The organism is Nocardioides sp. WG-D5, assembly GCF_054031175.1.
In genome coordinates, this window is sequence record NZ_CM132928.1 from 4,467,335 (window position 1) to 4,492,194 (window position 24,860).

Sequence of the window (24,860 nt, forward strand, 5' to 3'; positions counted from 1 at the left end):
TCGAGAGGAAGGAGCGCGGCCCCGGCGGGGTGAGAGTCCTCAGCCGCCGAAGGCGGGGTGGAGCGGCTTGCCCGACCCGCCGGACCGGGTGGCCGGCGAGCCCTCGACCGGGTCGAACGTCCACAGTGCGTACGCCCCCGGCCCGACGTGCAGCGTCGAGTTGCCGATGGTCTCGGTGCGGGGCTCCTCGGCCGGCTCGTTGAGAGCGAGGATGATGTGGCGTACGCCTGCCTCCTCGACCGGCACCGGCTGCAGGCGGATCGTGGTCATGCCGTCGAAGGCGAGGACGCCGCCGTCCTTCAGGACACGGATCGTGATCCCCGCGGCGCGCCACAGCGGCACCATCTTCTCGATGTCGGCCTCGGTGGTGGCGATCTGGATGCCGATGACGTCGCGCATCTCGTGGTCGAGGTAGCGGTCACGGTTGTAGCGGTCCCTGCTGACGTCACCCTCGTAGGCAGGAGGCGGGAAGGAGAGCCGCGGGTCGCTGAGGAACTCGTCGCGATACTCCATCGCCCAGGAGAAGAAGGTGTCGTAGGTCGCGGTCGTGTAGGTGACGTCGAACCACGGGATCAGCTCGCCGTCGCCGAGGTCGGTCACCTGGGTGAACTCGACCGGGTCGACGCCGAGCTCGTGCAGGTTGTCGGTCGCGATGGCCAGGTCGCCGTCCTTGTCCGCCGAGACGGCGAGCCCGGTGTCCCCGACGACCGCATCGGGGGCGTCGCCCGGCCCGAAGAACTCCAGGTAGGTCTCCTTGCCGAGCAGGTAGCGACCGGTCCAGGTCGAGGTGCCGTCGTTGCCGGTGTTGATCCGGCGGTCGGCGAACTGCCCCAGATACTCGGAGTGCTCGATCGCGTCAGCCGTCTCCCGGTCGACCATCGCCCACGCGTGGTTGAAGGCCAGGAGCGGATCCGGACGCTTCGCCTCCTCGGCGTGAGCGGGGGTCACCGAGGTGCCCGAGGTGATGACGAGTGAGGCGATCGCAGCCGCGATGAAGCCCGAGATTCTCCATGGAGTCCGCATGGGACCCAGTCTCTGCGACCGGCGCGCTCCTGTCCCGGAAATTCGGCGGTCGGCCCGACGTGTCGGTCAGGCGCCGTGGGAGGCGGTGGCCATCGTCGCCCCGAGGCCGATCATCATGACCCCGCCGCCGGCGCCGAGGGTGTCGAGACGCTTGGGCTTGCGGGCGAACCAGGCCTTGGCCCGGCTGGCGGCGAGCACCCAGCCCGAGTCGCAGGCGAAGGCCATCGCCGAGAAGATCGCGCCGAGCAGGAGGATCTGCGGCACCGCGGGCGCCGAGGCGTCGATGAACTGGGGCAGGAACGCCAGGTGGAAGACGATCGTCTTCGGGTTCGTCGCGCCGACGATCATCCCGGTGCGGATCGCGCCCCACGCGGTCGTCCGCGCGACATCCTCACCGTGCAGCGCGGCCCGGGCGTCGGCACGGTGACGGATCGCCTGGATGCCGAGATAGACGACGTACGCAGCGCCGACCAGCTTCACGACCGTGAACGCGGTCGCGGAGGCTGCCACGAGCGCGCCGAGGCCGACGGCCACCGCCAGGACCTGGCCGAACTGGCCGAGCGCGTTGCCACCGACGGCGAGCACCGCCTCGCGGCGGCCCGCGGTCAGGGCGCGGCCGAGCGCGAAGAGCACGCTCGGTCCGGGGATCAGGATGAAGATGACGGACGCGAGCGCGAAGGCGGCGAACTGGCTCAGGGTCGGCACGCCCACCATTGTCCGTCATCGGCGGGCCGCGGCGCCAAGGGTTTCAGCCGGCGTACGACCGGGTCGTCCTCGGCTAGCTCGCCCGGGCGGCCTGGATCTGCTCGACGAGGATGTCGCCGTGTCCGGCATGGCGGGCCAGCTCCTGGATCATGTGCACGTAGACGAACCGGAGCGTCACCCGGTTGCCGTGCCAGTCGAACTCCTCGTCGAGCTCGTGGGTGGCGGCGATCTCGCGGGAGCGCTCGCAGGCCGCGTGGTAGGTGGCCCGGATCGAGGCGACCGTGTCCTCGGCGTCGAGCACGAAGCTCTCGTCGACCGTGTCGGGCAGCCCGATCTCCTTGCGAGACACGCCCGCGACCCGCGCGTGGAACCACACCTTCTCCACGAAGGTCGCATGCCTGACCAGCCCCAGCGGAGTGGTCAGCGACGGGACCAGCTTGCGCCGCGCCTCCTCGTCGTCGAGATCCTCGAGGATGCCGCTGATCTGCTCCCGCTGGATGTCGACCATTCCTTCGAGAAGTGCCCGCTCGTCCGCCTGTCCGATCTTCATGGCGGCAGGCTAGCTGTTGCGGGCAGGACGTCGATGACGCTGCCGGGCCGGCGGACGATCAGGGTCGGTGTCCGGGATCCCACAGCCCCGTGGCGGTGCCGGCTTGGAGGTGCTCGCTGTAGACACCGACCTTCCAATCGATCAGCGCGCGGCATTCTTCGAGCGCGTGGATCTGGGTCTCGATGCGCCGGCGGTGTTCGTCGAGGAGCTCGAGCCGTTCGCTCTCGTTGCCCGGTCCTCGTCGGACGAGGGCCGCGAACCTGGTCAGGTCCGAGAGCGGCATGCCGGACTCCCGCAGCTTGACGCAGATCTGCAGCCAGTCGATGTCGACGGTGGAGTAGATGCGCCGACCGCCCGACGTTCGCTGGACCGGGCCGATGAGCAGATCCTGTCGCTCGTAGTAGCGCAGCGCGTGAACGCTGAGACCGGTGCGCTTGGCGACCTCGCCGATGGTGAAGGTCTCCTCCTGTTGGGCGTCGGTGGTCATGTCACGCCCTTCCGTGCTTGATCTAGAGTCCACTCTAGATTTTAGGTTCGGGGCATGACGATCAGCCAGCAGACACCGCTCCAGTCAGGATTCACGGCCGCGTCCTCCGCCGAGGAGGTGATGGCCGACGTCGACCTCGGAGGCAAGACGGCCCTGGTCACCGGCGGATACTCCGGCCTGGGACTGGAAACCACGCGAGCCCTGGCGCAGGCAGGCGCGCGTGTGCTCGTGCCCGCGCGGCGTCCGGAGCTAGCCCGCTCCCGGCTCGGTGGCCTCGACGGAGTCACCGTGATCCCCATGGACCTGGCCGACCTCGCGAGCGTGCGCACCGCCTGCGAGCAGGTCCGCGAGTCCGAAACGAGGCTGGACATCGCGGTCGCTGCCGCCGGGGTCATGGCATCACCGAAGCGGCGGGTCGGACCTGGGTGGGAGAGCCAGTTCGCGATCAACCACCTCGGCCACTTCGTCCTCGTCAACCTGCTGCTCCCGCTGCTTGCGAACGCCGGAGGTGCTCGCGTGGTCTCGTACTCCTCGGCCGGACACCACCTCTCTGACATCCGGTGGGACGACCTCGACTTCGACCAGGGCTACGACAAGTGGCTGGCGTACGGCCAGTCGAAGACGGCCAACGTGCTGTTCGCCGTGCACCTCGACGCGATCGCGAAGAACGAAGGGATCGGTGCCTTCTCCCTGCATCCCGGGGCCATCATCACCGACCTGCAGCGCGACATGACCGCCGCCGAACAGGTCGAGCGGGGATGGATCGATGCAGAAGGGAACGTCATCGGGTCCGGCTTCAAGACGCCGAGCCAAGGCGCGGCGACCGGGCTGTGGGCGGCGACGTCGCCCGCGCTGGAGGGTCGTGGGGGTGTGTACTGCGAGGACTGTGACATCGCCCCGCTCGCCGGCCCGGCGGGATCGATGGATGACGGTGGCGTACGCGGCTACGCCATCGACCCCGAAAGCGCCGAGCGTCTCTGGCAGGTGTCGGCCCGGTTCACCGGAGTCCACCTCAGCGGCGGAGCCGCAGGGTGACTCACACCACCGACCACGCTCAGGCGGTCAGCAGCGCTCCAGGACGTACGCCTCGGCGCGATGCCGGTCCCAGCCCCGAGACTCGTGGAGCCCGCGGGTCAGCATCGCGACGTACGCCTCCGACGGCCGGGTGTGCTCGACGGCGTCGAAGCCGTGCGGCGCGGTGAAGGTGAGCATCGGGAGTCCGTCGCGGCGGCCGACCTCGATCAGGGTCTCGTAGTGTCCCGGGCCGGCCTCGTGGCGGCCGTTCTCGAGGCCGTCGATGACGACCCTCTCGATCGGGTCGCCGGGCGAGGGCAGCCGGTTCATCTCCTGTGCGGCGATGTCGGCGAACTGCTCGACGCTCATCCGGTGGGCGCGGGCCGCTGTCCAGGAGCCGAGCGCGTCGTGGTCGTAGAAGGCCACCCCGCCCGTCCAGGTGCGCGACTCGCCCGCGAAGTAGAGCCGTCCGGGGAGGTCGACGGCGACATCGGCGAGCGGCATCGACGGCGTGCGCGCGCCGACGTAGGACTGGCGGGCACCCACCGGCTGGCCGCCCAGGAGGTAGGCAGCGAGGCGGTCACGGCACATGTTCGACCCGTAGCTGACGTACCAGACCTCTGCGCCCATCGCACGGTAGCGTACCTACTCGACCTATCGAGGAATCAGGGGATATCTCGGACCGGCGGAGCGCTGGCTGCCATCATGACCGGCAACCGGTGCGTGCGTACGGAGATGTGGTCGCTTGGGTGCTGATGTGAGAACCGCAGTGCTGCTGTGTCTGGGTACGGGACTGATCTTCGGTGCGGGCATGGGAAGCGAGACCGTCGTCGACGCTGTGTCGGTCCACGGTCGCGCGAGAGAGTCGGCGCAGGTTGTGTCGGTCAAGGAGAACGACGGCGGTTGCGCGGGCCTCAAGCAGATATCTGACTCCTACGACATCCGCTGGCGGTCCCTGGACGGACCGGAAGCTCGTCCTCTCCTCTTCGAGACCACCGACGGCTGCGATCAGTACCGGGCGGGTGATGTCGTGGAGGTCGTTCGGGTCTACGACGAGTCCGGAGCCGTCGAGGTACATGTCGATCCGCCAGCATCCGCGGCTGAGGCGATCTTGGTTGGGCTGCTCGGCGGTGCCGTGGGCGCGTTCGGTATGGGCGTCCTCGTCCTTGCGGTGGCAGCCGTCAGCTTCTTGGGTCAACGTCAGCGCGGTAGGCGTGTGCGCCGGCATGGCTCCGCGGTCTGATCGCTCTGTCCACGCCCTGATGGCCGTCCAGACCGAAAGGTGCCTGTCCGACGAGTAGGGCTCACGCGGTGAGCGCGGCGAGCACCCCGTCGGCGTACTTGTCCAGCTTCGCCTCACCGATGCCGCTGATCGTGCAGAGCTCGTCGCGGCTGGCCGGCAGCCGGGTGGCGATCTCGCGCAGGGTCGCATCGTGGAAGACGACGTACGCCGGCACCCCCTGCTCCTTGGCGACCTCGCCGCGCCACGCGCGCAGGCGCTCGAAGACCTCGGCGGCCTTTGGCGACAGGTCGGCGGCGGCCACCTTCGGCTTGCGGTCCCCGGAGCCGCTGCGACGGGCCTGCCGGGGCGGCTCCTTGCGGAGCATGAGCTGCTGCTCGCCGCGCAGCACGGGGCCGGCCGGCTCGGCGACCGAGAAGACCCCGTAGCGGTTGTCGACCGCCAGCATCTCGCGAGCCAGCAGCTGGCGGATGACGGAGTGCCAGTCGCTCTCGGCCAGGTCGGTGCCGATGCCGAAGACCGAGAGCTCGTGGTGGCGGAACTGGCGGACCTTCTCGGTCTCCTTGCCGCGCAGGATGTCGACGATCTGGCCGGCACCGAAGCGCTGCCCGTTGCGCTCGCGGTCGAGCCGGATGACGGTGGAGAGGACCTTCTGGGCAGGGACGGTGCCGTCCCAGGACTCCGGCGCCGACAGGCAGGTGTCGCAGTTGCCGCACGGCTCCGAGGCCTGCCCGAAGTAGCGCAGCAGCTGCACCCGCCGGCAGTCGACGGTCTCGCACAGCGCGAGCATCGCGTTGAGATGCTGCCCGAGGCGGTGCTTGTGGGCCCGGTCGCCCTCGGAGGTCTCGATCATCTGCCGCTGCTGGACGACGTCGGCCAGCCCGTAGGCCAGCCACGCGGTCGACGGCTGCCCGTCACGCCCGGCCCGGCCGGTCTCCTGGTAGTAGCCCTCGACCGACTTGGGCAGGTCGAGATGGGCCACGAAGCGTACGTCCGGCTTGTCGATCCCCATCCCGAAGGCGATGGTCGCGACCATGACGATGCCGTCCTCGCGCAGGAAGCGGGACTGGTTCTCCGCGCGGGTCCGGGCGTCGAGACCGGCGTGGTAGGGGAGCGCGGGGATGCCCTGACCGACCAGCGACGCCGCGGTGCGCTCGACGGAGGCGCGGGAGAGGCAGTAGACGATGCCGGCCTCGCCGGGGTGCTCGGTGCGGATCAGGTCGACGAGCTGCTTGGCGGGCTTGTCCTTCGGCGCGATCCGGTACTGGATGTTGGGCCGGTCGAAGGAGGCCACGAAGTGGCGGGCGTCCTCGAGGTTGAGCCGGGAGGCGATCTCGCGGCGGGTCTCCGCGGTGGCGGTCGCGGTCAGCGCGATCCGTGGCACCTCCGGCCAGCGCTCGTGGAGGTGGGAGAGCTGCAGGTAGTCGGGCCGGAAGTCGTGACCCCACTGCGAGACGCAGTGGGCCTCGTCGATCGCGAAGAGCGAGATCTTGGCCTGGTCGAGCAGCCGGCCGGTCTCCGGCACGCGCAGCCGCTCGGGGGCGAGATAGAGCAGGTCGAGCTCGCCGGCCAGCAGCGCCTGCTCCACCTGCTGCCGCTCATGGGGCATCTGCGTGGAGTTGAGGAACCCGGCGCGCACGCCGAGCGCGGAGAGCGCGTCGACCTGGTCCTGCATCAGCGCGATCAGCGGCGAGATGACCACCCCGGTCCCGGCCCTCACCAGGGACGGGATCTGGTAGCACAGCGACTTCCCGCCACCGGTCGGCATCAGGACCAGGGCGTCGCCGCCCGTGGCCACGTGCGCGACGATCTCGGCCTGGTCGCCGCGGAACTCGTCGTAGCCGAAGACGCGGCGCAGGACTTCCAGCTCCGGGGTCAACTCCATCACGCGAGCGACCCTACCGGCGACCACCGACGGTCCTCCTCAGACCGAGACCTTCTCCCGCTCGACCGGCGCGTCGTCGGGGGCGGTGCCGCCGTGGGCACGCTCGAGCGCGGCGCCCTCGACGTCCACGTTCGGGAGGATGCGGTCGAGCCACTTCGGCAGCCACCACGCCGAGCGCCCGAGCAGGTGCATCAGCGCCGGCATCAGCAGCATCCGGACGATGAACGCGTCCAGCAGCACGCCGAGCGCGAGCCCGAAGCCCATCGAGCGGATCATCACCGACTCGGCGAAGATGAACCCGCCGAAGACGGAGACCATGATCAGGCCGGCCGCGATCACGACCGAACGCCCGGCCCGGAAGCCCTGGGCGACGGCGACGCGAGCCGGGGCACCGTGGACGTACGCCTCCCGCATGCCGGAGGCGAGGAACAGCTGGTAGTCCATCGCCAGGCCGAAGAGGATCCCGACGAGCAGGATCGGCAGGAAGCTCAGGATGGGACCGGTGCTGTCGATGCCGATCCACTCCGCGCCGATGCCCTTCTGGAAGACCGCGACCACGACGCCGTACGTCGCCAGCAGCGAGAGCACGAAGCCACCGGTCGCGATGAGCGGGACCAGGAGGGAGCGGAAGACCAGGATCAGGATCAGCAGGGAGAGACCGACGACGACGGCGAGGTAGGGGAGGAGTACGTCGTTGAGACCCTGCGACACGTCGATCGCGACCGCGGTGGCGCCGGCGACGCCGAGCGTGATGTCGCCGTTGACCGCCGGCATGTCCCGGATCGCGTTGACCAGCTCGTTGGTGGAGACGCTGTTGGGCCCCTCCTCGGGGACGACCTGGAAGGCGGCGGTGCGACCGTCCTCGGAGACCGCGACCGGCGCCACCGCGCGTACGTCGTCGAGGTCTGCCAGCGCCTTGGCGACCGTCAGCTGGGCGTGCTGGATGCCGGACTCGTCGAGCCCGTCGGGCAGGTCGGCGGCGACCAGCAGCGGGCCGTTGGCGCCGGGGCCGAAGCTGTCCTCGGTGATCGTGTAGGCGGTCTTGGCCAGCGACCCCTCGGGCTCCGAGCCGCCGTCGGGCAGGCCGAGGCGCATGTCGAGAGCCGGGATCGCGAGGGCGAGCAGCGCCACCACGGAGGCGACGACCGTGACCACGGCGCGCCAGGTGGGCATCGGCCGGGCGTGGGCCTCGGCGGCGTCCTGCTCCGTGACCTTCTTGCGGGCGCGCTTGGAGACGATGCGGCCGCCGACCAGGCCCAGGATGGCCGGGGTCAGGGTGATCGCGACCAGCACGGCGATCGCGACGCAGGCGGCGCCGACGGAGCCCATCAGGCCGAGGAACGGGATGCCGGTCATGTTGAGCGCGACCAGCGCGACGATCACGGTGGAGCCCGCGAAGACGACGGCGGTGCCGGCGGTGCCGTTGGCGAGCCCGATCGACTCGGTGACGTCGGAGCCGTGGAGCAGCTGCTTGCGGTGCCGGTTGAGGATGAAGAGCGAGTAGTCGATGCCCACGGCCAGGCCGAGCATCAGCCCCAGGATCGGGGTCATCGAGGCCATCTGGACGACCCCGGAGAGGGAGAGCGCGCCGAGCGCGCCGATGCCGACGCCGGTCAGCGCGGTGACCAGCGGGACGCCGGCGCCGATGATGGTGCCGAGCATGACCAGGAGGACGATCGCGGCGACGCCGACGCCGACGATCTCGCCCGGTCCCATCGGGTTGGGTGCCTCCTGGGAGATGTCGGAGGAGACGCCGATCTCGACCCCGTCGATGGGGTGGTCGGTGAAGTGGTCGACCGTGGCCTTCTTGGTCTCCTCGGACATCTCCAGACGTCCGACCGAGTAGGCGACGTTGACCAGGGCGGCCGAGCCGTCGGCGGAGACCATCCGGATCTCCTCGGAGAGCGCGAGCAGCTCGGCGCCGTTCTCGGCCTTGGCGGTGTTGGCCTCGAGGTCGGCGGAGCTGTCGTCGATCTTCGCCTGCTGCTTGTCGAGGGCGGCTTGCTGGGCGTCGATGTCGGTGGTCGGCAGGCCGGCGGCCTGCAGCTGGGTGCGGGCCGCGTCGATGTCGGCCTGCGCCTTGTCGAGCTTTGCCTGGGCGCTGTCGAGCCTGGTCCGGCCGGCCTCGAGCTGGGCCTGGCCCTCGGCCACCTTCTCGGCCTGGGCCTCACGCTGGGCCTCGGTCTGGAACGGGTCGGTGACCGCGGCGACGTCGGGGAGGTCCTCGGCGCTGGTGATCAGTGCCTGGATCTCCTTCTTCTGCGTCGCGCTGAGCGGGGTGCCGTCCTTGGTCTGGAAGGCGATCGTGCCGGAGCCGCCGGCCAGGTCGGGCAGGCCCTGCTGGAGCTCGTCGACCACCTCGGACGAGGGCAGCCCCGGGATGTCGAAGCTCGTGGTGAGCTCACCGGACCAGGCGACGTACGCCCCGGCAGCGCCGGACAGCGCCAGCACCCAGGCAAGGATCACAAGCCAGGCGCGGCGCGCGGCCGTCTTGCCCAATCGATACAACAGCTCCGCCATGGCGGCATCCCTCCGGTAATTCGCAACGGTGCGTCCAGTTAATCACCTGTACGCCGCTGGACAAGGGTCGACGAGCGAGTGATGGGTCACACCTGTGCCTTGGCCAGAAGATGCCACGGGCTCTTAGGATGCCGTTCATGCCAGCGTCAGCAGGAGTGCGCCGTCGAGGTGCCGTACGCAGCGAGGAGGCTCGCATCGCGGTCCTCGGCGCGACCGGGCGGCTCTTCGCGACCCAGGGCTACGACCACCTCACCATCGAGGGCATCGCGGCGGAGGCGGGCGTCTCCAAGCAGACGATCTACCGCTGGTGGTCCTCGAAGAGCGCGGTCGTGGCCGACGCGCTGATCGAGGACAAGCTGCTGCCGGACCACCCCGTGGTCCCCGACACCGGTGACATCCGCGCCGACCTGATCGCGTGGATGCAGAGCCTCATCGACCTCGTCGCCCAGCCCGGCAACGACGGCCTCGTCCGCTCGCTGGTCGCGGCCGCCTGCGAGAACCCCGACATCGGCAACCGCCTCAACGACGCGCTCGGCATCACCGCGACCGTCTCCACCCGCATCGAGGCCGCCGTCGCGGCCGGCCAGCTGCCCGCCGACCTCCCGGTCATGGAGTTCGTACGCGCCCTGGTCGGTGGCTTCGTGCTCCACTCCCTCGAGCGCTCCGAGCCCGCTCCGGACATCGCCGAGCGGCTGGTGCGCGCGCTGCTGCACTGACCGCTTTCTTTACCCAAGAAAGAGGGGGTGTGGAGCCTCGGGGCAGGGCTACGGTGGAGGACATGCCGAAGGTGCCGCCGCCTGTCTATGTCGTCGTCGGCCTGGCCGCCCAGCATCTGCTCGCCCGCGGTCGCCGGCCGACGGTGGTGCGGTCCGTCGCGGCTGGGCTCGTCGCGGCCGGGTCGGTCTATCTCGCGGGCGGCGCGGCTCGCGCGTTCAAGCACAAGGACACCACCTTCAACCCGCTCGAGCCCGAGCGCGCCACCGCGGTCGTCACCGACGGGCCCTACCGCTTCACCCGCAACCCGATGTACGTCGGCATGGCCGGTCTCCTCGCCGCCCACGCGGTCCTGCGGGGTGGTCTGCTGCCGTTCCTTCCCGTCGCCGCCTTCGTCGCCGTCATCGACCGCACCCAGATCCCGGCCGAGGAGAAGGCCCTGTCGTGGAGCTTCGGCGAGGCGTACGACTCCTACCGGGCGGCCACGCCCCGCTGGCTCGGCACGCGACACCGAGACGACCACCGTGGCGAGCCTTGGGGTCAGCGGTGAGAATGTCTGCGTGAGCGACATCGAGTACGTAGAGAACCCGTCCAGGCACCGCTACGAGATCCGCGACGGCGAGACGGTCGCCGGATTCGCGGTCTACCGGCTGCCCGACGACGAGCACGTGGACTTCCTGCACACCGAGGTCGGCGAGGCGTACAACGGGCAGGGGCTGGCCTCGAAGCTGGTGGCGTTCGCGCTGGCCGATGTGAAGGCGAAGGGGAAGCGGATCATCCCGCACTGCCCCTACGTCGCGGGGTGGCTCAAGCGGCACGGCGAGGAGTACGCCGACATCACCGACTGGCCGGCCTGATCAGACCTCCGACGGCTTCCGCGGCTCCAGGCCGAGCTTGGCCAGGGGAGTGCGGGTCATGTGGGCCGAGGGCCAGGCCTGGCCTCGGGTCGAGGAGCCGCGGGAGTAGGGCCTGGCGCCCGACTGGTAGGTCACGAAGAACTCGTCGCCGACCTCGGCGATGCCCTCGGCCAGGTTGGGGAGCCACTGCATGGCGCGGGGCCGGATCGTGACCCGGTCCTGCACGATCAACTGGCTGCGCCGGCCCGGGCCGCGGGAGACGCTGAAGACGTACTCCTCCTCGCGGACCACGACGCCTTGGGTGCCGACCGGGGTGCGTACGCCGATCGGGGTCTTGATCTGCCAGGAGCCGTCCTTGCGGATGTACTTGTAGAGGCGGTTGTTCGCGTGCGACCCGACGTAGAGCAGGTCCTTCGTGGCCGCGAGGTAGGAGCCTGCGGCGACCGAGACCAGCGGGGCGACCGTGGAGATGGTCGAGAGCGGCTCGGCGTGGACGATCTGGGTGAGGGAGTAGCGGTAGAGACGGGGCGGGTTGCCCTCGCGGCACACGAAGACCTCGTCGCCGATCACCGCGACCCCGCCGGCGTTGACCGGGCCGCTCACGCTGCCCTTGGGCCCGCCCAGGTAGACGGCGTTGATGAGCTCGCCCGACGGCTTGTCGACCAGGGCCAGCGCGGAGCCGAGCTTGTCGCCGTAGTAGCCCTGCAGGAGCAGGTCGGCCTCGGGGGAGTACGCCAGCCCCTGGGGGATCCAGCCGTGGTCCTCGTCCCCGGTGAGCACCATCGAGGTGGCGATGTGCGGGATCAGCGGACCCAGTCTGCTGCCGCTGCGGCCCAGCCAGGCCTCGGTGCGGTCGATGCCGCGTTGGACCCACTTCTGCTGCCTTCGCGCGGTCACCTTGGGGTCGATCACGAGCAAAAAATCTATCCGCTCCGACCCTCGAGGGCGGCCGCTTCGGGGTGCGAGTCCGACAACTGTCCACCAGACGGAACGGTCGAGCGACAGGTTCCATGTACCCGCCGGTATCGGAGGTGGCAGGATCTGCGGACATGACGAAGCACGCCGACGTGATCGTGGTGGGAGCCGGCCTCGCCGGCCTGGCGGCAGCGGCCGAGGCCGCCGACGCGGGAAAGAGTGTTCTGCTCGTCGACCAGGAGCCCGAGCAGTCGCTGGGCGGCCAGGCCTTCTGGAGCCTGGGCGGACTCTTCCTCGTCGACAGCCCCGAGCAGCGCCGTATGGGGATCAAGGACTCGCCCGAGCTGGCGCTCCAGGACTGGATGGGGTCGGCTCAGTTCGACCGTGACGTGGACCTGTGGCCGCGGCGGTGGGCGGAGGCGTACCTCGACTTCGCGGCCGGGGAGAAGCGCTCCTGGCTGCACCAGATGGGCCACCGGATCTTCCCGGTCGTCGGCTGGGCTGAGCGCGGTGACGGCCGCGCCGACGGGCACGGCAACTCGGTGCCGCGCTTCCACATCACCTGGGGGACCGGGCCGGGTGTGGTCGAGCCGTTCGAGCGGCGGGTGCGTGCCCATGCCGACACCGGCCGGATCACCTTCGCCTTCCGGCACCGCGTCGACCAGGTGCTGGTCGAGGACGGTGCCGCCGTCGGCGTCAACGGCAAGGTGCTCGAGCCCAGCGACATCGAGCGTGGACAGGCCTCCTCGCGTACGGAGGTGGAGGACTTCGAGCTGCGTGGCCAGGCCGTGATCGTCACCTCCGGAGGCATCGGCGGCAACCACGACCTGGTCCGCAAGCACTGGCCCTCGCGGCTCGGCACCCCGCCGCAGTCGATGGTCTCCGGTGTGCCCGCGCACGTGGACGGCCGGATGCTCGAGATCACCGCCGCGACCGGCGCGCGGATCATCAACGACGACCGGATGTGGCACTACGTCGAGGGCATCCGCAACTGGGACTCGATCTGGGCCAACCACGGCATCCGGATCCTCCCCGGTCCCTCGTCGCTGTGGCTGGACGCCACCGGCAAGCGCCTGCCGGCGCCGTTCTTCCCCGGCTTCGACACCCTCGGCACGCTCAAGCACCTGCGCGAGACCGGCTACGACTACTCCTGGTTCGTGCTGACCGAGAAGATCATCAAGAAGGAGTTCGCGCTCTCCGGCTCGGAGCAGAACCCCGACCTGACCGGCAAGGACCTCAAGCTGCTCGCCGAGCGGGCCCGCAAGGGCCCCGGCCCGGTGAAGAAGTTCATGGAGCACGGCGAGGACTTCGTGGTCGCCGAGAACCTCACCGCCCTGGTCCACGGGATGAACGGCCTCGCCGAGAAGGACCCGACCGGCCCGCAGATCAACGAGGGCGAGCTGCGCCGGATCATCGAGGCCCGCGACCGCGAGATCGCCAACAACTTCACCAAGGACGCCCAGATCACGGCGCTGTACGCCGCCCGCCACTACCGCGGCGACAAGCTGCAGCGCACCGCCAAGCCCCACCGGATCCTCGACCCCGAGGCCGGCCCGCTGATCGCGGTCAAGCTGCACATCCTCTCCCGCAAGACCCTCGGTGGGCTCGAGACCGACCTGTCGGGCCGCTGCCTGACCTCGGCCGGCACCCCGCTGCCCGGGCTCTACGCGGCCGGCGAGGTCGCCGGCTTCGGCGGCGGCGGGATGATGGGCTACAACGCGCTCGAGGGCACGTTCCTCGGCGGCTGCCTGTTCTCGGGACGTACGGCGGGGCGGGCCGCGGCTGCGGCGATCTGACCGGTCTGGCTCAATGGGCGCCGGAGAGGTTCAGCCCGACCACGCCGATGACGATCATCGCGAGGAAGCCGGCCTTCGCGGCGGTGAGGTGCTCACCCAGGAACATCACGCCGATGCCCGCGACCAGGGCGGTGCCGAGGCCTGACCAGATGGCGTACGCCACCGAGACCGGCATCCGCTCCACGACCACCGACAGCAGCCAGATCGAGGCGCCGTAGCCGGCCAGGACGGCGACGGACCACGGGAGGTTGCGGAATCCCTCGGTGCGAGGGAGCAGCGCGGTGCTGGCGACCTCGATCGCGATCGCGACGACGAGCAGGGTGGCGGCGTACATGGGTGGGGTCCTCCTGAAGCGTGTGTAGCGACTGCTACATCAGGCAGAAATGTAGCAGTCGCTACAGGTTGGGCATAATGCTTTCCATGGACCGCAAGGAGGAGCTCCTCGAGCAGGTGGTCGAGCACGTGCACAAGCACGGGCTGATCGGGCTGACCCTGCGTCCGCTGGCGGCCGCGATCGGCACCAGCGACCGGATGCTGATCTACCACTTCGGCGGCCGCGACGAGCTGGTCGCCGCGGTGGTGGCGCGCACCAACGAGCTCTCCGTCGCGGCGGTCGCGGCGCTGCCGCCGGCCGACGACGTACGGGCCGGGGTGGAGGCTCTGTGGCGGGCCTACCGCTGCGACCCGCTGCACAGCTGCCTGCAGATCTACCTGCAGGCGGCCGCGACCGGGCTGATCGGGATGGAGCCCTACCGCTCGGTCGTCCGTGAGACCAACGAGCTCTGGTACGCCGCGCTGCGCGACTACATCACCGCGTGCGGCGCGCCGCCGGAGCGGGCCGGCCGGATCGTCACGCTGGTGGACTCCTCGCTGTTCGGCTTCCATCTCGACCTGGCCACCGACAGGCCCGACGAGCTCGCCGCGGGCGTGGCCGACCTCGCCGCTGCCGCCGGAGCCATCGCCTCAGCCTGAGACCAGCCGCAGCCTGCGCTCCGCTCGGCGCACGACGACCTGCTGGCCCCATGACAACGCGAGCGTGTCGGTCTCGATGCCGTCGCCGAAGGCGACTAGGCGGTCGGACTCCACCTCGATCGTGAGGCAGTCGCCCGTCTGCTCGCCGCCGGCCAGCGTGCCCTCGGTCTGGGTCGTCCCGGTCGCCGGCGAGGGCCACGCCTCCCGCACGAACCAGGCCAGCTCCGGGGCCGAAGGCGTGGGGAGCGTGAGCGTGCTGTGCCGCTCGACCCAGGCCGACCGCGCCCATCCGGTGGCACCCGTGCCGGTCGCGACGATCAGACCGGAGGAGGCCTGCGACTCCGACCGGCCGGCCACGGTGAGCCGGTAGCGGGCGGTCTGGTGGGTCGCCTGACCGACGTACACCTCGTTCAGCGCGACCAGCGACTGACCGTCGTCGGCGACCGCCTCGACCATGGTCCGCTCCTCGCACGTGCCGGTCGAGCGGATCAGGTCGGCGGCGGCGCGCGGCGGGTAGCGCACGAGCACACCCGCGTTGCGGCCCGGCTCGGGGTCGATCCCAACCACCGGCTGCCCGTCGAGGTACTTCGCCACGTTGGCCACCAGACCGTCCTGGCCGACCACGACCACGATGTCCTCGGGACCGAAGAGGAACCGGTCGAGATCGCCCCGCTCGACCGACCCCTGCCGCCAGTCGAGCGGGATCGCGGCGCCGACCTGCGAGATCGCCGCCTTCAGAGCCTCGTGACGGCCCTGCACCTCGGCCAGGTCACGGCCCCTGCTGGAGAGGAAGAAGCCGACCTGGCCCAGGGTGCCGTGCCGGGCGACGAGCTCCTCCAGCTCGGTGGCCCGATGGACCAGCACCACGCGCGGGGCGACGCTCATGCCGCCTCCGTGCTCCGCGCGCCGAGCTTGGCGAGGACCGGCGCGAGCAGGTCGGGGGTGAGCGCCAGGTGCTCGATCTGGGGCAGGTTGGCGGCCAGCTCCTTGAGGGCGAGGCCGAGCAGGACCGCCTCGGGCAGGTCGCGGTAGGCGGCCAGGGCGGCGGCCTCGGCATCCGCCTTCGCCAGCCCGGTGGCCCGGGTGGCCTGGGCGTTCGCCTCGGCCAGCACCTGGGTGCGCTCGGCCTCGGCGGCGGTCGCGATCCGGGCGGCAGCGGCCTTCTCCTCGGCACTGCGCCGCGCGTTGGCGCCCTGCTGGCCGACCAGCTGCTCCTCGCGGCGGGCGAGCTCGATCTTGTTCTGCAGCTCGTTCTCGGAGATGGCCCGCTCGCGCTCGACCGCCGTCGCGCGCCGTTCGTACGTCGCCTTGTCGGCGTCCGCCTGGACCCGCTCGCGGGTCGGGGTGAGGAGCGCCTTCTCCACCTCGGGCTCGGGACGCAACGCGACGACCCGCACGCCCAGGATCGCGAGCCCGGTGGCGGTCAGCCGCTCGTCGCCACCCAGGCCGGCGGCGATCGCGTCGCGCACCGGCCCGACGCCGCCGGCGAGCACGTCGGCCAGGCTCTGGGCGGCGATGAGGTCGAGGGCGTACTGCTGCGCGGTCTCGGTCAGCAGGCCGGCGACCTGGTCGAGCGGGCTGCCGCGCCAGCGGCCGTTCTCGGGGTCGATGGAGAAGTCGATGCGGCCGGCGACCGCGGCCGGGTCGACGATCCGGAAGCTAACCGTGGCCTGCGTGGTCAGGTCCTGGAAGTCCGCGGTGCGCGCGTGGAAGAGCAGCGGCAGCTCGCGGTCGTCGACGGGCACCTCGGAGAGGACCGCGGAGAGCGGGCGGTACCAGAACGAGACGCCGACGCCGCTGTGGCGGACGGTGCCGTTGTGCAGGTGCTGGACGTGGGTGGTGGTGCTCCCGCGCAGGTGGCGGAGGAAGGGGTAGCGGGCGATGTCGGCCATCTCGGACTCCGTGTCTGTTCCATCGGATTTATTAGCGTCATTATGACGATAAGGCGTGGCGCGCTTGTCGTCAAGATGACGATTGGTGCAAGATCGGCCCCATGGAGCACCCCCCAGGCCACGTGAGCAAGGTCGCCGTCACCGTCGACCTCGTCGTGCTCACCGTCCGTGACGATGCGCTCTGCGCCCTGGTCGTCCGCCGCGGCATCGAGCCGTTCGCCGGCGCCTGGGCGCTTCCGGGCGGGTTCGTCCTCGAAGACGAGGGCCTGGAGGAGGCCGCTGCGCGCGAGCTCGCCGAGGAGACCGGCCTGCAGCCGGGGAGCGTGCATGTCGAGCAGTTGGCGACGTACGGCGCGCCGGGGCGAGACCCGCGGGCGCGGGTGGTGACGGTCGCCTATCTCGCGCTGGCGCCCGACCTCCCGGTGCCCGCGGCGGGCTCGGACGCGGCCGACGCGCAGTGGTGCCAGGTCGAAGCGCTGCTGGCCGGCGACGACCTCGCCTTCGACCACGCCGCGATCCTCCGTGACGGTGTCGAGCGGGCCCGCTCCAAGCTGGAGTACTCCCCGCTGGGCGCGGCCTTCTGTGCCGAGGAGTTCACCGTCGCCGAGCTGCGCCGGGTATACGAGATCGTCTGGGGCGAGCGGCTCGATCCCCGCAACTTCCACCGCAAGGTCACCAAGACCGAGGCCTTCCTCGAGCCCACGGGCGCCACCACGACCCGCGACGGCGGCCGCCCGGCCCAGCTCTTCCGCCGCGGCTCGGCCGAGCATCTGCACCCGCCGCTGCTGCGCCGTACGGCGTCGCTGGACGTCACCGCAGGACCCTGATCTCCTTCGCCGGGGGAGCGGCGTACCCGTCGTGCTTGCTGGTGCTCAGCCCGAGACGTACCAGCTTCTCGACCTCGGCAGTCGCCGCGGCGACGCCGTCGACGACGGGCACCTCGAGCTCCTTGGAGAGCCGGGCGCACAGGTCGGCCATCCCGGCGCAGCCGAGGACGATCGCCTCGGAGCCGTCTTCGGCCAGCGCCCGGCGGCAGGCGGCCAGGATCGTCGCGTACGCCTCGGGGTCGGTCTCCAGGTCGACGACCGGGATCCGGCAGGCGTGGATGCCGCCGACCAGGTCGGCGACGCCGTAGTCGCGCGCGATCGACCAGGTGTGCGCGATGACCCGCGGCAGCGTGGTGACCACCGAGAACCTCCGGGACAGGTACGCCGCCGTGCGCATCGCCGCCTCCGCGATCCCGGCGACCGGGCCGGTGAGGATCTCCCGGGCCGCGTGCAGCCCGGGGTCGCCGAAGCAGGCGATCACGAACCCGTCGTACGCCGCGCCCTCCCGCTCCAGGACACCGAGCAGATGAGGCACCGCGATCGCCTCGTCGTAGTGCGACTCCAGCGAGACCGGCCCGGCACCCGGGTCGATCGCGTCGACGGTCACGCCCGGGCCGACGCTCGCCCGGGCGCACTCGCCGATCAGTGCGGTCATCGACGCCGAGCTGTTCGGGTTGACGACCAGGATCCGCATCAGGCGGGCTCCGAGGCGGGCTCGGTGGCGGGCTCCGAGGAGGGCTCCGAGGAGGGCTCCGTGGCGGCGGCCCCGGAGAACAGGTAGTACGCCACGAACCCGATGCCGCAGCCGATGAACCAGGAGTAGTCGGGCAGCCAGGTGAGCACGCCGCCGAGCTTCGGGACGAGCACCGACGCGAACGAGAACACTGCGGCCACCACGAGCGCGTAGACGGCCTTGGGGTTGGTGCCCCGGGTGTAGTAGTAGGTGCCCGACTCGGAGAGGGTGTAGAGGTCGTCGACGACGATCTTCTGGCCCCTGACCAGGTAGAAGTCCGCGATCAGGATGCCGAACAGCGGCCCGATCAGGGCGCCGAGGAGGCCGAGGGTCCAGAAGATCGCCTCGTCGTTGGCGTACCAGTTCCAGGGGGTCAGCAGCACCGAGCCGCCGGCCGCGATCATGCCGCCCATCCGCCAGGAGATCCTCTGCGGGGCGACGTTGGAGAAGTCGAACGCCGGTGAGATGAAGTTGGCGACGATGTTGATGCCGACGGTCGCGATCACGAAGGTCAGCCCGCCGAGCAGGACGGCGGTGTAGGTGTCGATCCGCTCGATGGTGGCCACCGGGTCGGTGATCAGCTCACCGAAGACGGGGATGGTCGCCGAGGCGGTGAGCACGGTGAGCAGCGAGAAGAGCACGAAGTTGACCGGAAGGCCCCAGAAGTTGCCGGTCTTGACGGCCTTGAACGACTTCCCGTAGCGCGCGAAGTCGCCGAAGTTCAGCATGGGGCCGGAGAAGTAGGAGACCACGAGCGCGATCGCGCCGAGCATCGCCGTCACCTGCTGACCGACGGTCAGCTCCTTGTCGGACAGCGAGAAGGAGACGTTCCAGTCGGCGCGGTAGAGCATGTAGACGCACAGCGCCAGCATCGCCACGTAGACCGCCGGCCCGCAGAAGTCGATGAACCTGCGGATCGACTCCATGCCGCGCCAGAACACCAGGGCCTGGGCGACCCAGAGGATCGCGAAGCTGACGTAGCCGAGATAGGAGAGGCCGAGGAAGGAGTGGTCGGCGGTCGCATAGGTCGCCAGCGAGGGGAAGAGCTTGAGGATCACGATGGTGAGCGACCCGGCGGCGAGGAAGGTCTGCACGCCGTACCAGGCGATCGCGATCGACCCGCGGATGATCGCGGGGATGTTGGCACCGAGCACGCCGAACGAGGCCCGCGAGACCACCGGATAGGGCGTCCCGGTCTGCTGGCTCGGCTTGGCGACCAGGTTGCAGAAGATCTGCACCAGCACGATCCCGGCGATCAGGCAGACGAAGACCTGCCAGCCGGTGAGGCCGAGCGCGAAGAGGGCTCCGGCGGTGACGTATCCGCCGACGCTGTGCACGTCCGACATCCAGAAGGCGAAGATGTTGTACCAGCCCCACTTCTGCTCGGGCAGCGGGTCGAGGTCCTCGTTCGACAGTCGGGGATGGTAGGCGGGCGGTGCTGTCACCTCGGTCATCACGGTCTCCTTCGGGTGGGGGTCACCCCATCGTGGAGACCGGGTGTTTCACCTGATCAGATGCCGTGTCAGAGCAATGTGACGCGAAAGATATACGACGTACGCCGCCGACTGCCGGTGGCGCTCAGGGCTGCCGGAACACGTCCGGGTCGCTCCGGAAGACCTCGATGGCGGTCTTGAGATGCTCGTAGTGGGCGGCCGACTCGGTGACGAGCCGGTCCGCGTCGCGCGCGCAGAAGGCGGCGACCATGGCGTCGTGGTCGCCGTGGAGGAGCGCCCGGTCGACCTCGGCGACGCGCGACATGGGCCGCGCCGGCTCGGTCATGTTCCAGGCGGAGTCGTACATGTGCAGCAGCCGCTGCATTCCGGCCGGCGCGATCAGCGCCCGGTGGAATCGGCGCGACTCGACGTGATAGCCGCGCTCGTCGCCTCGGGCGACGGCCGCCGCCATGGCGGAATGGGCGCTGCGTACGCGCTCGTCGTCGGCCTCCGTGGCCGATCGGACGGCCACGCGCAACGCGGACGTCTCCAGGGCGGCGCGCACGTCGTAGAGCTCGCGGAACTCGGCGAAGGTCAGCTTCGCCACCGCATAGCCGACATGGGGGCGGTGCTCGACGAGCCCCTCGCCGGTGAGGACCTTGAGAGCTTCGCGCACGGGGATCTGGCTGACGCCGAAGAACGTCGCCACCGAGGCGATCGGGATGAGCGTTCCGGGTGGCTCCTCGCCGGACAGGATCGCCAGCCGGAGGTCCTCGATGACATGCGGCTGCTCACCGTCGCCGGCGGAGCTGACCAGGCGGGAGGCGAACACGGAGCGGCGCCGGGGTCCCTGCATCGGAGGTCCTCCTGCCGTGGTCCGGCGCCTCCGGCCGGTCACCGAATGGTCTCGGGTTGATCACGAACCGATAACGGTGGATCCGGTGTGTCGGACGGCACATGCGATGCGGCGTACGCGCGTTGGGTAACTAGACAACAACCACGGCATTGTTGTCCAGCGGACGCCGTGGCTCGGGACCGACCCCTGCATCGAACACAACGTTTGAAAAGGTCGTTACAACGCCGAAACGCTGGTGCCAGCACCTGAAACCTCCGCTCGCTACGGTCCCCGGGACCTGTGCGTGCAACTCCTCGAAGGGAACTCGTTTCGATGTCTACCCCCGCCTCTCGGACCTCGCGACGTAAGTCAGTACATCTCCGGGCCGCCGCGGCCCTCCTGTCCGTCGTGGCCGCCACGACGCTGGCCGCCTGCGGCTCCGACTCCGAAGGCAGCAGCAGCGAGGAGGGCTTCGGCACCATCTCGATGCAGTACTCGTGGATCAAGAACGAGGAGTTCGCCGGCGAGTACTACGCCGAGGACAAGGGCTACTACAAGGAAGCCGGCTTCGACGCGGTCAACGGCATCTCGGGCCCCGACACCGGTGTCGCCAAGCTGCTCTCCGGCAAGGTGCAGGTCGCCATCAACGACGCCGCCTCCGTCGGCTCCGCGATCGCCGAGCAGGAGGCGCCGCTGAAGATCATCGGCGCGACCTTCCAGAAGAACCCGTTCACGATCCTCTCGCTCAAGGACGGCGGCAACATCGCGACGCCGGCCGACCTCAAGGGCAAGAAGATCGGCGTCCAGGACTCCAACGTCAACGTCTTCAAGGCGATCCTCGCCGCCAACGGGCTGGAGGAGAAGAAGGACGACATCACCGTCGTCCCGGTCGACTTCGACCCGACGCCGCTGATGGAGGGCCAGGTCGACGGCTTCATGGCCTACCTGACCAACGAGTCGATCACCGTCGAGCTCGCCGGCCACGAGGTCACCAACCTGCCCTACGCCGAGAACGGCGTGCCGTACGTCGCCGAGACCTACACCGTCACCGACCAGTACCTCGCCGAGAACCGCGACCTCCTCAAGGCGCTCCTGACCGCCGAGATCAAGGGCTGGACCGAGACCTTCAAGAACCCCTCCGACGACGTGGTCAAGGTCATCACGACCCACTACAACGAGGCGGCCAGCGACTCCGACGGCCTCGAGGCCAGCTTCGGTGAGCTCGACCCGGTCAAGACCAAGCGCGGTCTCGAGGAGTCGCAGAAGCTGATCTCGACCCCGGAGACCGAGAAGAACGGCCTGTTCACCATCTCCGAGGAGCTTCAGCAGCAGACCGTCGACTCGCTCGCCGCCGCCGGCTGGGAGGTCTCGGCCGAGGACCTGTTCGACACCTCGATCATCGACGAGATCTACGAGGAGAACCCCGAGCTGAAGGACTACCAGAAGTAGTCATGGCCGACGACAAGCTCATGGATGCCGGTGCTCCCGCGACGGAGACCACCGGTGGCACCGGCATCCACATCTCAGGAATCAGCAAGGTCTTCGGCTCGGGGAACAAAGCCGTCACCGCGCTGAAGGACACCGAGCTCCACACCGACCAGGGCTCGTTCCTGGCCCTGCTGGGCCCCTCCGGCTGCGGCAAGTCGACGATCCTGCGGATCCTCGCCGGCTTGGAGACCCCGACGAGCGGGGAGGCGTACGTCGACGGGAAGGCCCCCGCCGAGCTGCGGCGTGACTCCGAGCTGGGGATCGCGTTCCAGGACCACGCGCTCCTGCCGTGGCGCTCGGTGGTCGGCAACATCAAGCTCGTCTTCGAGGTTGCCGGACGGCGCCCCGACATGGCCTACATCCACGAGCTGATCAAGCTCGTGGGGCTCGAGGGCTTCGAGAAGGCCCGCCCGGCGCAGCTCTCCGGCGGGATGCGGCAGCGCGTCTCGATCGCCCGGGCGCTCGCGCTGAAGCCCTCCGTGCTCCTGCTCGACGAGCCGTTCGGTGCGCTCGACGACATGACCCGGCAGAACCTCAACCTGGAGCTGCTGCGGATCTGGACCGAGAAGCCGGCCACCACCCTGCTGGTGACCCACGGCGTGAACGAGGCGATCTTCCTCTCCGACCGGGTCGCGGTGATGTCGCCGCGACCGGGCCGGATCAAGGAGATCATCGAGGTTGACCTTCCCCGGCCGCGTACGCCCGACATGATGCGTACGCCGGAGTTCCACGCGCTCGCCGACCGGGCCTCCGAGCTGCTCTTCGGCGACGACGGGCGCGCCGAGGCGGAGTCCTGATGCGGGTGCGGATGCCGGGCTGGCTCGCCGGGATCATCGGCGTGGTCACCCTGTTCGTGCTGTGGGCAGTCGTGGCCGTGGTCGGGTTCCCGCCGGATGCCGGGACCGGCTTCACGCCGGTGCCGCCGCCGTGGACCGTCCTCTCCGAGATGGCGGCCGCCGGCCCGTCGGCGTTCTGGGGCGGCGTGCTCCGCGAGACGCTGATGGAGGCGTCGATCGGCTTCCTGTGGGGCAACCTGATCGCGATGCTGCTGGCCTCGCTGGTGCTGCTGGTGCCGTGGCTGGAGCCGGTGATCATGCAGATCGCGGTGACGACGTACTGCCTGCCCGTAGTCGCCGTCGGCGGCATCTCGATCGTCGTCCTCGGCGGCGCCGAGCAGCCCGGTGACCCCTCGAAGACCTCCGTCTTCCTGGCCGCGCTGATGGTCTTCTTCACGACCGTCGTCGGGGCCGTGCTCGGGTTCAAGTCGGCCGACCGTGCCTCGCTCGACGTCGTCCGCGTCTACGGCGGCTCGGTGTGGACCCAGCTGGTGAAGGTACGCCTCGTCGCGGCCGTTCCGGCGATCCTCAACGCGCTCCAGATCGCGGTGCCGACGGCGATCCTCGGTGCCGTGCTCGGCGAGTATCTCGGCTCCACCGACCGTGGCGTCGGGCGCACGCTGATCGTGCTGCAGGGCAAGCCCGACCCGGAGCGGCTCTGGGCCGTCTTCCTGGTCTGTGCCCTGGTCGCCCTGGCCGGCTATCTGCTGCTGGGGCTGGTCTCGCGTCTGGTGACGCCGTGGGTGGCTGGGAGGTCCGGATGAGGTCGGGTGCCAAGGGTCTGACGCGGGCGGTCCTGGGGCCGGTGCTGCACACCGTCGCCGCGCTGGTGATCGTGGCCGTGCTGTGGCAGGCGTTCGTGTCGTTCTCCAGCGTCTCGGAGTTCGTCGCGAAGGGGCCGCTCGACGTCGTCGACCACCTCTTCACGGGGCCGGACGCGGCCGCCCACCGCGCCTCGCTGTTCCCGCTGACCTGGGTGACCCTGAAGGACGCCGGGCTCGGCTTCCTCGCCGGGATGGCGCTCGCGATCGTGGCGGCGGTGCTGTTCAACCTGTCGCGTACGGTCGAGGCCGGCGTGATGCCGCTGGCCCTGCTGCTGCGCTCGATCCCCCTGGTCGCGATCGCCCCGGTGGTCATGCTGATCACCGGTCGCGCCTCGACCGCCTCGGTCGTGGTGCTCGGGATCATCGTGGTGCTGTTCCCGGCGCTGGCGGCCGTCCTGTTCGGGCTCTCCCAGGCCTCGCCGCAGTCGCTGGACCTGGTCGCCGTCTACGGCGGCTCGCGGCTCACCGCGATCCGCAAGGTCTCGCTGCCCGGGGCGCTCCCGTCGATCTTCGCCGCCGCCCGGGTCTCGGTGCCCGGCGCGGTGACCGGAGCGCTGCTCGCCGAGTGGCTCTCGACCGGCAACGGCATCGGCGGCAACATCCAGAAGTTCCCCGCCGCCGCCCGCTTCGACGACCTGTGGGCCGCCGTCGCGATCATCACCGTGGTCACGCTGGTGCTCTACAACCTCGTCCAGCTCCTCGAGTCGGTCGCGCTGGAGCGGATGGGGATGACCCGCTAGCGCCGAATCTGTAGTTGTGGGCGACGAAACTCCACTTTCGTCGCCCACTACTCACTTCTCGGCTCGCCAGAAGTGCAGTTTCGGCCGGGGTCAGTAGTCGGTGCGGTCCTGCTTGGCGAGCCAGGCGTCGAATGGGTCGTACGCCTGCGGGATCCGCAGCTCGTCGACCTTGGTCGGCCAGTCGTGGTGCTCGTTGGCGCGGCCGGTGCCGAACAGGTCGTAGAAGGCACGATCGTCGAACCCGCCCTTGGCGGCGTCGTCGCGGTCGGCCGCGTAGACGACGCGGTCCAGACGAGCCCACAGGGCGGTCGCCAGGCACATCGGGCAGGGCTCGCACGAGGTGTAGAGGGTGCAGCCAGCGAGCGAGAAGCTGTCGGCCTCCTTGCACGCGGAGCGGATCGCGACGATCTCGGCGTGGGCGCTGGGATCCAGGTCGCGGGTGACCCGGTTCTGGCCGGTGCCGAGCAGGATGCCGTCGCGCAGGATGATGGCGCCGAACGGGCCGCCGCCGTTGTTGACGTTGCGGACCGCCAGCGCGACCGCCTGCTCCAACCACATGGTGTCGGTCATGCCG

Annotated in this window: 27 protein-coding genes; 12 read left to right on the forward strand and 15 right to left on the reverse strand. The window is 70.1% G+C overall.

Annotated elements, in window-relative coordinates; all coding sequences use genetic code 11:
• Positions 1-39: 39 nt before the first annotated feature.
• The 4 genes from ACWZJV_RS21590 to ACWZJV_RS21605 form a co-directional block, all read right to left on the reverse strand.
• On the reverse strand, positions 40-1,023 hold the full coding sequence (locus ACWZJV_RS21590; protein ID WP_457178578.1) for a DUF5829 family protein: 984 nt from the start codon (positions 1,021-1,023) through the stop codon (positions 40-42).
• A 66-nt stretch (positions 1,024-1,089) separates the two neighbouring features.
• Entirely contained in the window at positions 1,090-1,728 is a 639-nt protein-coding gene (locus ACWZJV_RS21595) for a LysE family translocator (RefSeq protein WP_008358886.1), read from the reverse strand.
• Between the two features lie 73 nt (positions 1,729-1,801).
• A complete protein-coding gene (locus tag ACWZJV_RS21600) occupies positions 1,802-2,278 on the reverse strand; it encodes a DinB family protein (RefSeq protein ID WP_457178580.1) in 477 nt (158 codons plus the stop codon).
• A gap of 58 nt (positions 2,279-2,336) precedes the next feature.
• Positions 2,337-2,765: a MerR family transcriptional regulator gene (locus tag ACWZJV_RS21605; RefSeq protein WP_457178582.1), complete on the reverse strand. Its 429-nt coding sequence runs from the start codon at positions 2,763-2,765 to the stop codon at positions 2,337-2,339.
• 54 nt (positions 2,766-2,819) lie between these two features.
• On the opposite strand from ACWZJV_RS21605, the gene ACWZJV_RS21610 reads away from it, so the two are divergent.
• A complete protein-coding gene (locus ACWZJV_RS21610) occupies positions 2,820-3,800 on the forward strand; it encodes an oxidoreductase (RefSeq protein WP_457178584.1) in 981 nt (326 codons plus the stop codon).
• Positions 3,801-3,827: 27 nt separating this feature from the next.
• On the opposite strand, the gene ACWZJV_RS21615 is transcribed toward ACWZJV_RS21610, so the two are convergent.
• On the reverse strand, positions 3,828-4,409 hold the full coding sequence (locus ACWZJV_RS21615) for a histone deacetylase (protein ID WP_457178586.1): 582 nt from the start codon (positions 4,407-4,409) through the stop codon (positions 3,828-3,830).
• A gap of 115 nt (positions 4,410-4,524) precedes the next feature.
• Between ACWZJV_RS21615 and ACWZJV_RS21620 the strand changes: the two genes are divergently transcribed.
• Positions 4,525-5,022: a hypothetical protein gene (locus tag ACWZJV_RS21620; RefSeq protein WP_457178588.1), complete on the forward strand. Its 498-nt coding sequence runs from the start codon at positions 4,525-4,527 to the stop codon at positions 5,020-5,022.
• A 61-nt stretch (positions 5,023-5,083) separates the two neighbouring features.
• Here ACWZJV_RS21620 and recQ read toward each other — a convergent pair whose 3' ends face one another.
• Together recQ and ACWZJV_RS21630 are read right to left on the reverse strand one after the other, a co-directional pair.
• A complete protein-coding gene (gene recQ / locus ACWZJV_RS21625; RefSeq protein WP_457181973.1) occupies positions 5,084-6,904 on the reverse strand; it encodes a DNA helicase RecQ in 1,821 nt (606 codons plus the stop codon).
• Between the two features lie 39 nt (positions 6,905-6,943).
• Positions 6,944-9,424: an MMPL family transporter gene (locus ACWZJV_RS21630; RefSeq protein WP_457178589.1), complete on the reverse strand. Its 2,481-nt coding sequence runs from the start codon at positions 9,422-9,424 to the stop codon at positions 6,944-6,946.
• 137 nt (positions 9,425-9,561) lie between these two features.
• Here ACWZJV_RS21630 and ACWZJV_RS21635 point away from each other — a divergent pair, with 137 nt between their 5' ends.
• From ACWZJV_RS21635 to ACWZJV_RS21645, 3 genes are all read left to right on the forward strand, one after another.
• Positions 9,562-10,140 (forward strand): TetR/AcrR family transcriptional regulator, encoded by a 579-nt coding sequence (locus ACWZJV_RS21635; protein WP_196875087.1) that lies wholly within the window; start codon positions 9,562-9,564, stop codon positions 10,138-10,140.
• 62 nt (positions 10,141-10,202) lie between these two features.
• Entirely contained in the window at positions 10,203-10,688 is a 486-nt protein-coding gene (locus ACWZJV_RS21640) for a methyltransferase family protein (RefSeq protein ID WP_196875086.1), read from the forward strand.
• A 10-nt stretch (positions 10,689-10,698) separates the two neighbouring features.
• Positions 10,699-10,995, forward strand: a complete 297-nt coding sequence (locus tag ACWZJV_RS21645; RefSeq protein ID WP_040755292.1) for a GNAT family N-acetyltransferase — start codon at positions 10,699-10,701, stop codon at positions 10,993-10,995.
• Here ACWZJV_RS21645 and ACWZJV_RS21650 read toward each other — a convergent pair whose 3' ends face one another.
• On the reverse strand, positions 10,996-11,907 hold the full coding sequence (locus ACWZJV_RS21650) for a hypothetical protein (protein WP_008358867.1): 912 nt from the start codon (positions 11,905-11,907) through the stop codon (positions 10,996-10,998).
• Between the two features lie 137 nt (positions 11,908-12,044).
• Here ACWZJV_RS21650 and ACWZJV_RS21655 point away from each other — a divergent pair, with 137 nt between their 5' ends.
• A complete protein-coding gene (locus tag ACWZJV_RS21655; protein ID WP_008358865.1) occupies positions 12,045-13,706 on the forward strand; it encodes an FAD-binding dehydrogenase in 1,662 nt (553 codons plus the stop codon).
• Between the two features lie 10 nt (positions 13,707-13,716).
• Here ACWZJV_RS21655 and ACWZJV_RS21660 read toward each other — a convergent pair whose 3' ends face one another.
• Positions 13,717-14,040 carry a DMT family transporter gene (locus tag ACWZJV_RS21660; protein WP_457178592.1) on the reverse strand — a complete coding sequence of 108 codons (324 nt, stop codon included), beginning with the start codon at positions 14,038-14,040 and terminating at the stop codon, positions 13,717-13,719.
• 86 nt (positions 14,041-14,126) lie between these two features.
• Here ACWZJV_RS21660 and ACWZJV_RS21665 point away from each other — a divergent pair, with 86 nt between their 5' ends.
• A complete protein-coding gene (locus ACWZJV_RS21665; protein ID WP_050800751.1) occupies positions 14,127-14,678 on the forward strand; it encodes a TetR family transcriptional regulator in 552 nt (183 codons plus the stop codon).
• Here the strand turns inward: ACWZJV_RS21665 and ACWZJV_RS21670 are convergent.
• Together ACWZJV_RS21670 and ACWZJV_RS21675 are read right to left on the reverse strand one after the other, a co-directional pair.
• Positions 14,670-15,563 (reverse strand): hypothetical protein, encoded by an 894-nt coding sequence (locus ACWZJV_RS21670; RefSeq protein ID WP_457178593.1) that lies wholly within the window; start codon positions 15,561-15,563, stop codon positions 14,670-14,672. The genes ACWZJV_RS21665 and ACWZJV_RS21670 overlap by 9 nt on opposite strands.
• On the reverse strand, positions 15,560-16,570 hold the full coding sequence (locus tag ACWZJV_RS21675; protein ID WP_457178595.1) for an SPFH domain-containing protein: 1,011 nt from the start codon (positions 16,568-16,570) through the stop codon (positions 15,560-15,562). The genes ACWZJV_RS21670 and ACWZJV_RS21675 overlap by 4 nt, the downstream gene beginning before the upstream one ends.
• A gap of 101 nt (positions 16,571-16,671) precedes the next feature.
• Here ACWZJV_RS21675 and ACWZJV_RS21680 point away from each other — a divergent pair, with 101 nt between their 5' ends.
• Entirely contained in the window at positions 16,672-17,397 is a 726-nt protein-coding gene (locus ACWZJV_RS21680; RefSeq protein WP_457178597.1) for an NUDIX hydrolase, read from the forward strand.
• Here ACWZJV_RS21680 and ACWZJV_RS21685 read toward each other — a convergent pair.
• From ACWZJV_RS21685 to ACWZJV_RS21695, 3 genes are all read right to left on the reverse strand, one after another.
• A complete protein-coding gene (locus ACWZJV_RS21685) occupies positions 17,381-18,091 on the reverse strand; it encodes an aspartate/glutamate racemase family protein (RefSeq protein WP_457178599.1) in 711 nt (236 codons plus the stop codon). The genes ACWZJV_RS21680 and ACWZJV_RS21685 overlap by 17 nt on opposite strands.
• Positions 18,091-19,584, reverse strand: a complete 1,494-nt coding sequence (locus ACWZJV_RS21690) for an NCS1 family nucleobase:cation symporter-1 (protein WP_457178601.1) — start codon at positions 19,582-19,584, stop codon at positions 18,091-18,093. The genes ACWZJV_RS21685 and ACWZJV_RS21690 overlap by 1 nt, the downstream gene beginning before the upstream one ends.
• Before the next feature lie 124 nt (positions 19,585-19,708).
• Complete coding sequence (locus ACWZJV_RS21695; RefSeq protein WP_008358848.1) at positions 19,709-20,419, reverse strand: GntR family transcriptional regulator; 711 nt, start codon at positions 20,417-20,419, stop codon at positions 19,709-19,711.
• 387 nt (positions 20,420-20,806) lie between these two features.
• On the opposite strand from ACWZJV_RS21695, the gene ACWZJV_RS21700 reads away from it, so the two are divergent.
• From ACWZJV_RS21700 to ACWZJV_RS21715, 4 genes are read left to right on the forward strand one after another with little or no spacing between them, the layout of a single operon-like run.
• Complete coding sequence (locus ACWZJV_RS21700) at positions 20,807-21,847, forward strand: ABC transporter substrate-binding protein (protein ID WP_008358846.1); 1,041 nt, start codon at positions 20,807-20,809, stop codon at positions 21,845-21,847.
• A gap of 2 nt (positions 21,848-21,849) precedes the next feature.
• The gene (locus tag ACWZJV_RS21705; protein WP_008358845.1) at positions 21,850-22,683 is read left to right on the forward strand and encodes an ABC transporter ATP-binding protein; all 834 of its coding nucleotides are present in this window, start codon (positions 21,850-21,852) and stop codon (positions 22,681-22,683) included.
• Entirely contained in the window at positions 22,683-23,486 is an 804-nt protein-coding gene (locus tag ACWZJV_RS21710; protein WP_457178604.1) for an ABC transporter permease, read from the forward strand. The genes ACWZJV_RS21705 and ACWZJV_RS21710 overlap by 1 nt, the downstream gene beginning before the upstream one ends.
• Positions 23,483-24,286, forward strand: a complete 804-nt coding sequence (locus ACWZJV_RS21715) for an ABC transporter permease (protein WP_457178606.1) — start codon at positions 23,483-23,485, stop codon at positions 24,284-24,286. Before ACWZJV_RS21710 ends, ACWZJV_RS21715 begins: the two co-directional genes overlap by 4 nt.
• 90 nt (positions 24,287-24,376) lie before the next feature.
• On the opposite strand, the gene ACWZJV_RS21720 is transcribed toward ACWZJV_RS21715, so the two are convergent.
• Positions 24,377-24,856, reverse strand: a complete 480-nt coding sequence (locus tag ACWZJV_RS21720; RefSeq protein ID WP_045551128.1) for a nucleoside deaminase — start codon at positions 24,854-24,856, stop codon at positions 24,377-24,379.
• Positions 24,857-24,860: the final 4 nt, after the last annotated feature.

Coding starts and splice junctions, on each gene's coding strand:
- ACWZJV_RS21590 (WP_457178578.1), bottom strand. CDS start 1,023: ATGCGGACTCCATGGAGAATCTCGGGCTTCATCGCGGCTGCGATCGCC.
- ACWZJV_RS21600 (WP_457178580.1), bottom strand. CDS start 2,278: ATGAAGATCGGACAGGCGGACGAGCGGGCACTTCTCGAAGGAATGGTC.
- ACWZJV_RS21605 (WP_457178582.1), bottom strand. CDS start 2,765: ATGACCACCGACGCCCAACAGGAGGAGACCTTCACCATCGGCGAGGTC.
- ACWZJV_RS21610 (WP_457178584.1), top strand. CDS start 2,820: ATGACGATCAGCCAGCAGACACCGCTCCAGTCAGGATTCACGGCCGCG.
- ACWZJV_RS21615 (WP_457178586.1), bottom strand. CDS start 4,409: ATGGGCGCAGAGGTCTGGTACGTCAGCTACGGGTCGAACATGTGCCGT.
- recQ (WP_457181973.1), bottom strand. CDS start 6,904: ATGGAGTTGACCCCGGAGCTGGAAGTCCTGCGCCGCGTCTTCGGCTAC.
- ACWZJV_RS21630 (WP_457178589.1), bottom strand. CDS start 9,424: ATGGCGGAGCTGTTGTATCGATTGGGCAAGACGGCCGCGCGCCGCGCC.
- ACWZJV_RS21635 (WP_196875087.1), top strand. CDS start 9,562: ATGCCAGCGTCAGCAGGAGTGCGCCGTCGAGGTGCCGTACGCAGCGAG.
- ACWZJV_RS21640 (WP_196875086.1), top strand. CDS start 10,203: ATGCCGAAGGTGCCGCCGCCTGTCTATGTCGTCGTCGGCCTGGCCGCC.
- ACWZJV_RS21655 (WP_008358865.1), top strand. CDS start 12,045: ATGACGAAGCACGCCGACGTGATCGTGGTGGGAGCCGGCCTCGCCGGC.
- ACWZJV_RS21660 (WP_457178592.1), bottom strand. CDS start 14,040: ATGTACGCCGCCACCCTGCTCGTCGTCGCGATCGCGATCGAGGTCGCC.
- ACWZJV_RS21665 (WP_050800751.1), top strand. CDS start 14,127: ATGGACCGCAAGGAGGAGCTCCTCGAGCAGGTGGTCGAGCACGTGCAC.
- ACWZJV_RS21670 (WP_457178593.1), bottom strand. CDS start 15,563: ATGAGCGTCGCCCCGCGCGTGGTGCTGGTCCATCGGGCCACCGAGCTG.
- ACWZJV_RS21675 (WP_457178595.1), bottom strand. CDS start 16,570: ATGGCCGACATCGCCCGCTACCCCTTCCTCCGCCACCTGCGCGGGAGC.
- ACWZJV_RS21680 (WP_457178597.1), top strand. CDS start 16,672: ATGGAGCACCCCCCAGGCCACGTGAGCAAGGTCGCCGTCACCGTCGAC.
- ACWZJV_RS21685 (WP_457178599.1), bottom strand. CDS start 18,091: ATGCGGATCCTGGTCGTCAACCCGAACAGCTCGGCGTCGATGACCGCA.
- ACWZJV_RS21690 (WP_457178601.1), bottom strand. CDS start 19,584: ATGACCGAGGTGACAGCACCGCCCGCCTACCATCCCCGACTGTCGAAC.
- ACWZJV_RS21695 (WP_008358848.1), bottom strand. CDS start 20,419: ATGCAGGGACCCCGGCGCCGCTCCGTGTTCGCCTCCCGCCTGGTCAGC.
- ACWZJV_RS21705 (WP_008358845.1), top strand. CDS start 21,850: ATGGCCGACGACAAGCTCATGGATGCCGGTGCTCCCGCGACGGAGACC.
- ACWZJV_RS21710 (WP_457178604.1), top strand. CDS start 22,683: ATGCGGGTGCGGATGCCGGGCTGGCTCGCCGGGATCATCGGCGTGGTC.
- ACWZJV_RS21715 (WP_457178606.1), top strand. CDS start 23,483: ATGAGGTCGGGTGCCAAGGGTCTGACGCGGGCGGTCCTGGGGCCGGTG.
- ACWZJV_RS21720 (WP_045551128.1), bottom strand. CDS start 24,856: ATGACCGACACCATGTGGTTGGAGCAGGCGGTCGCGCTGGCGGTCCGC.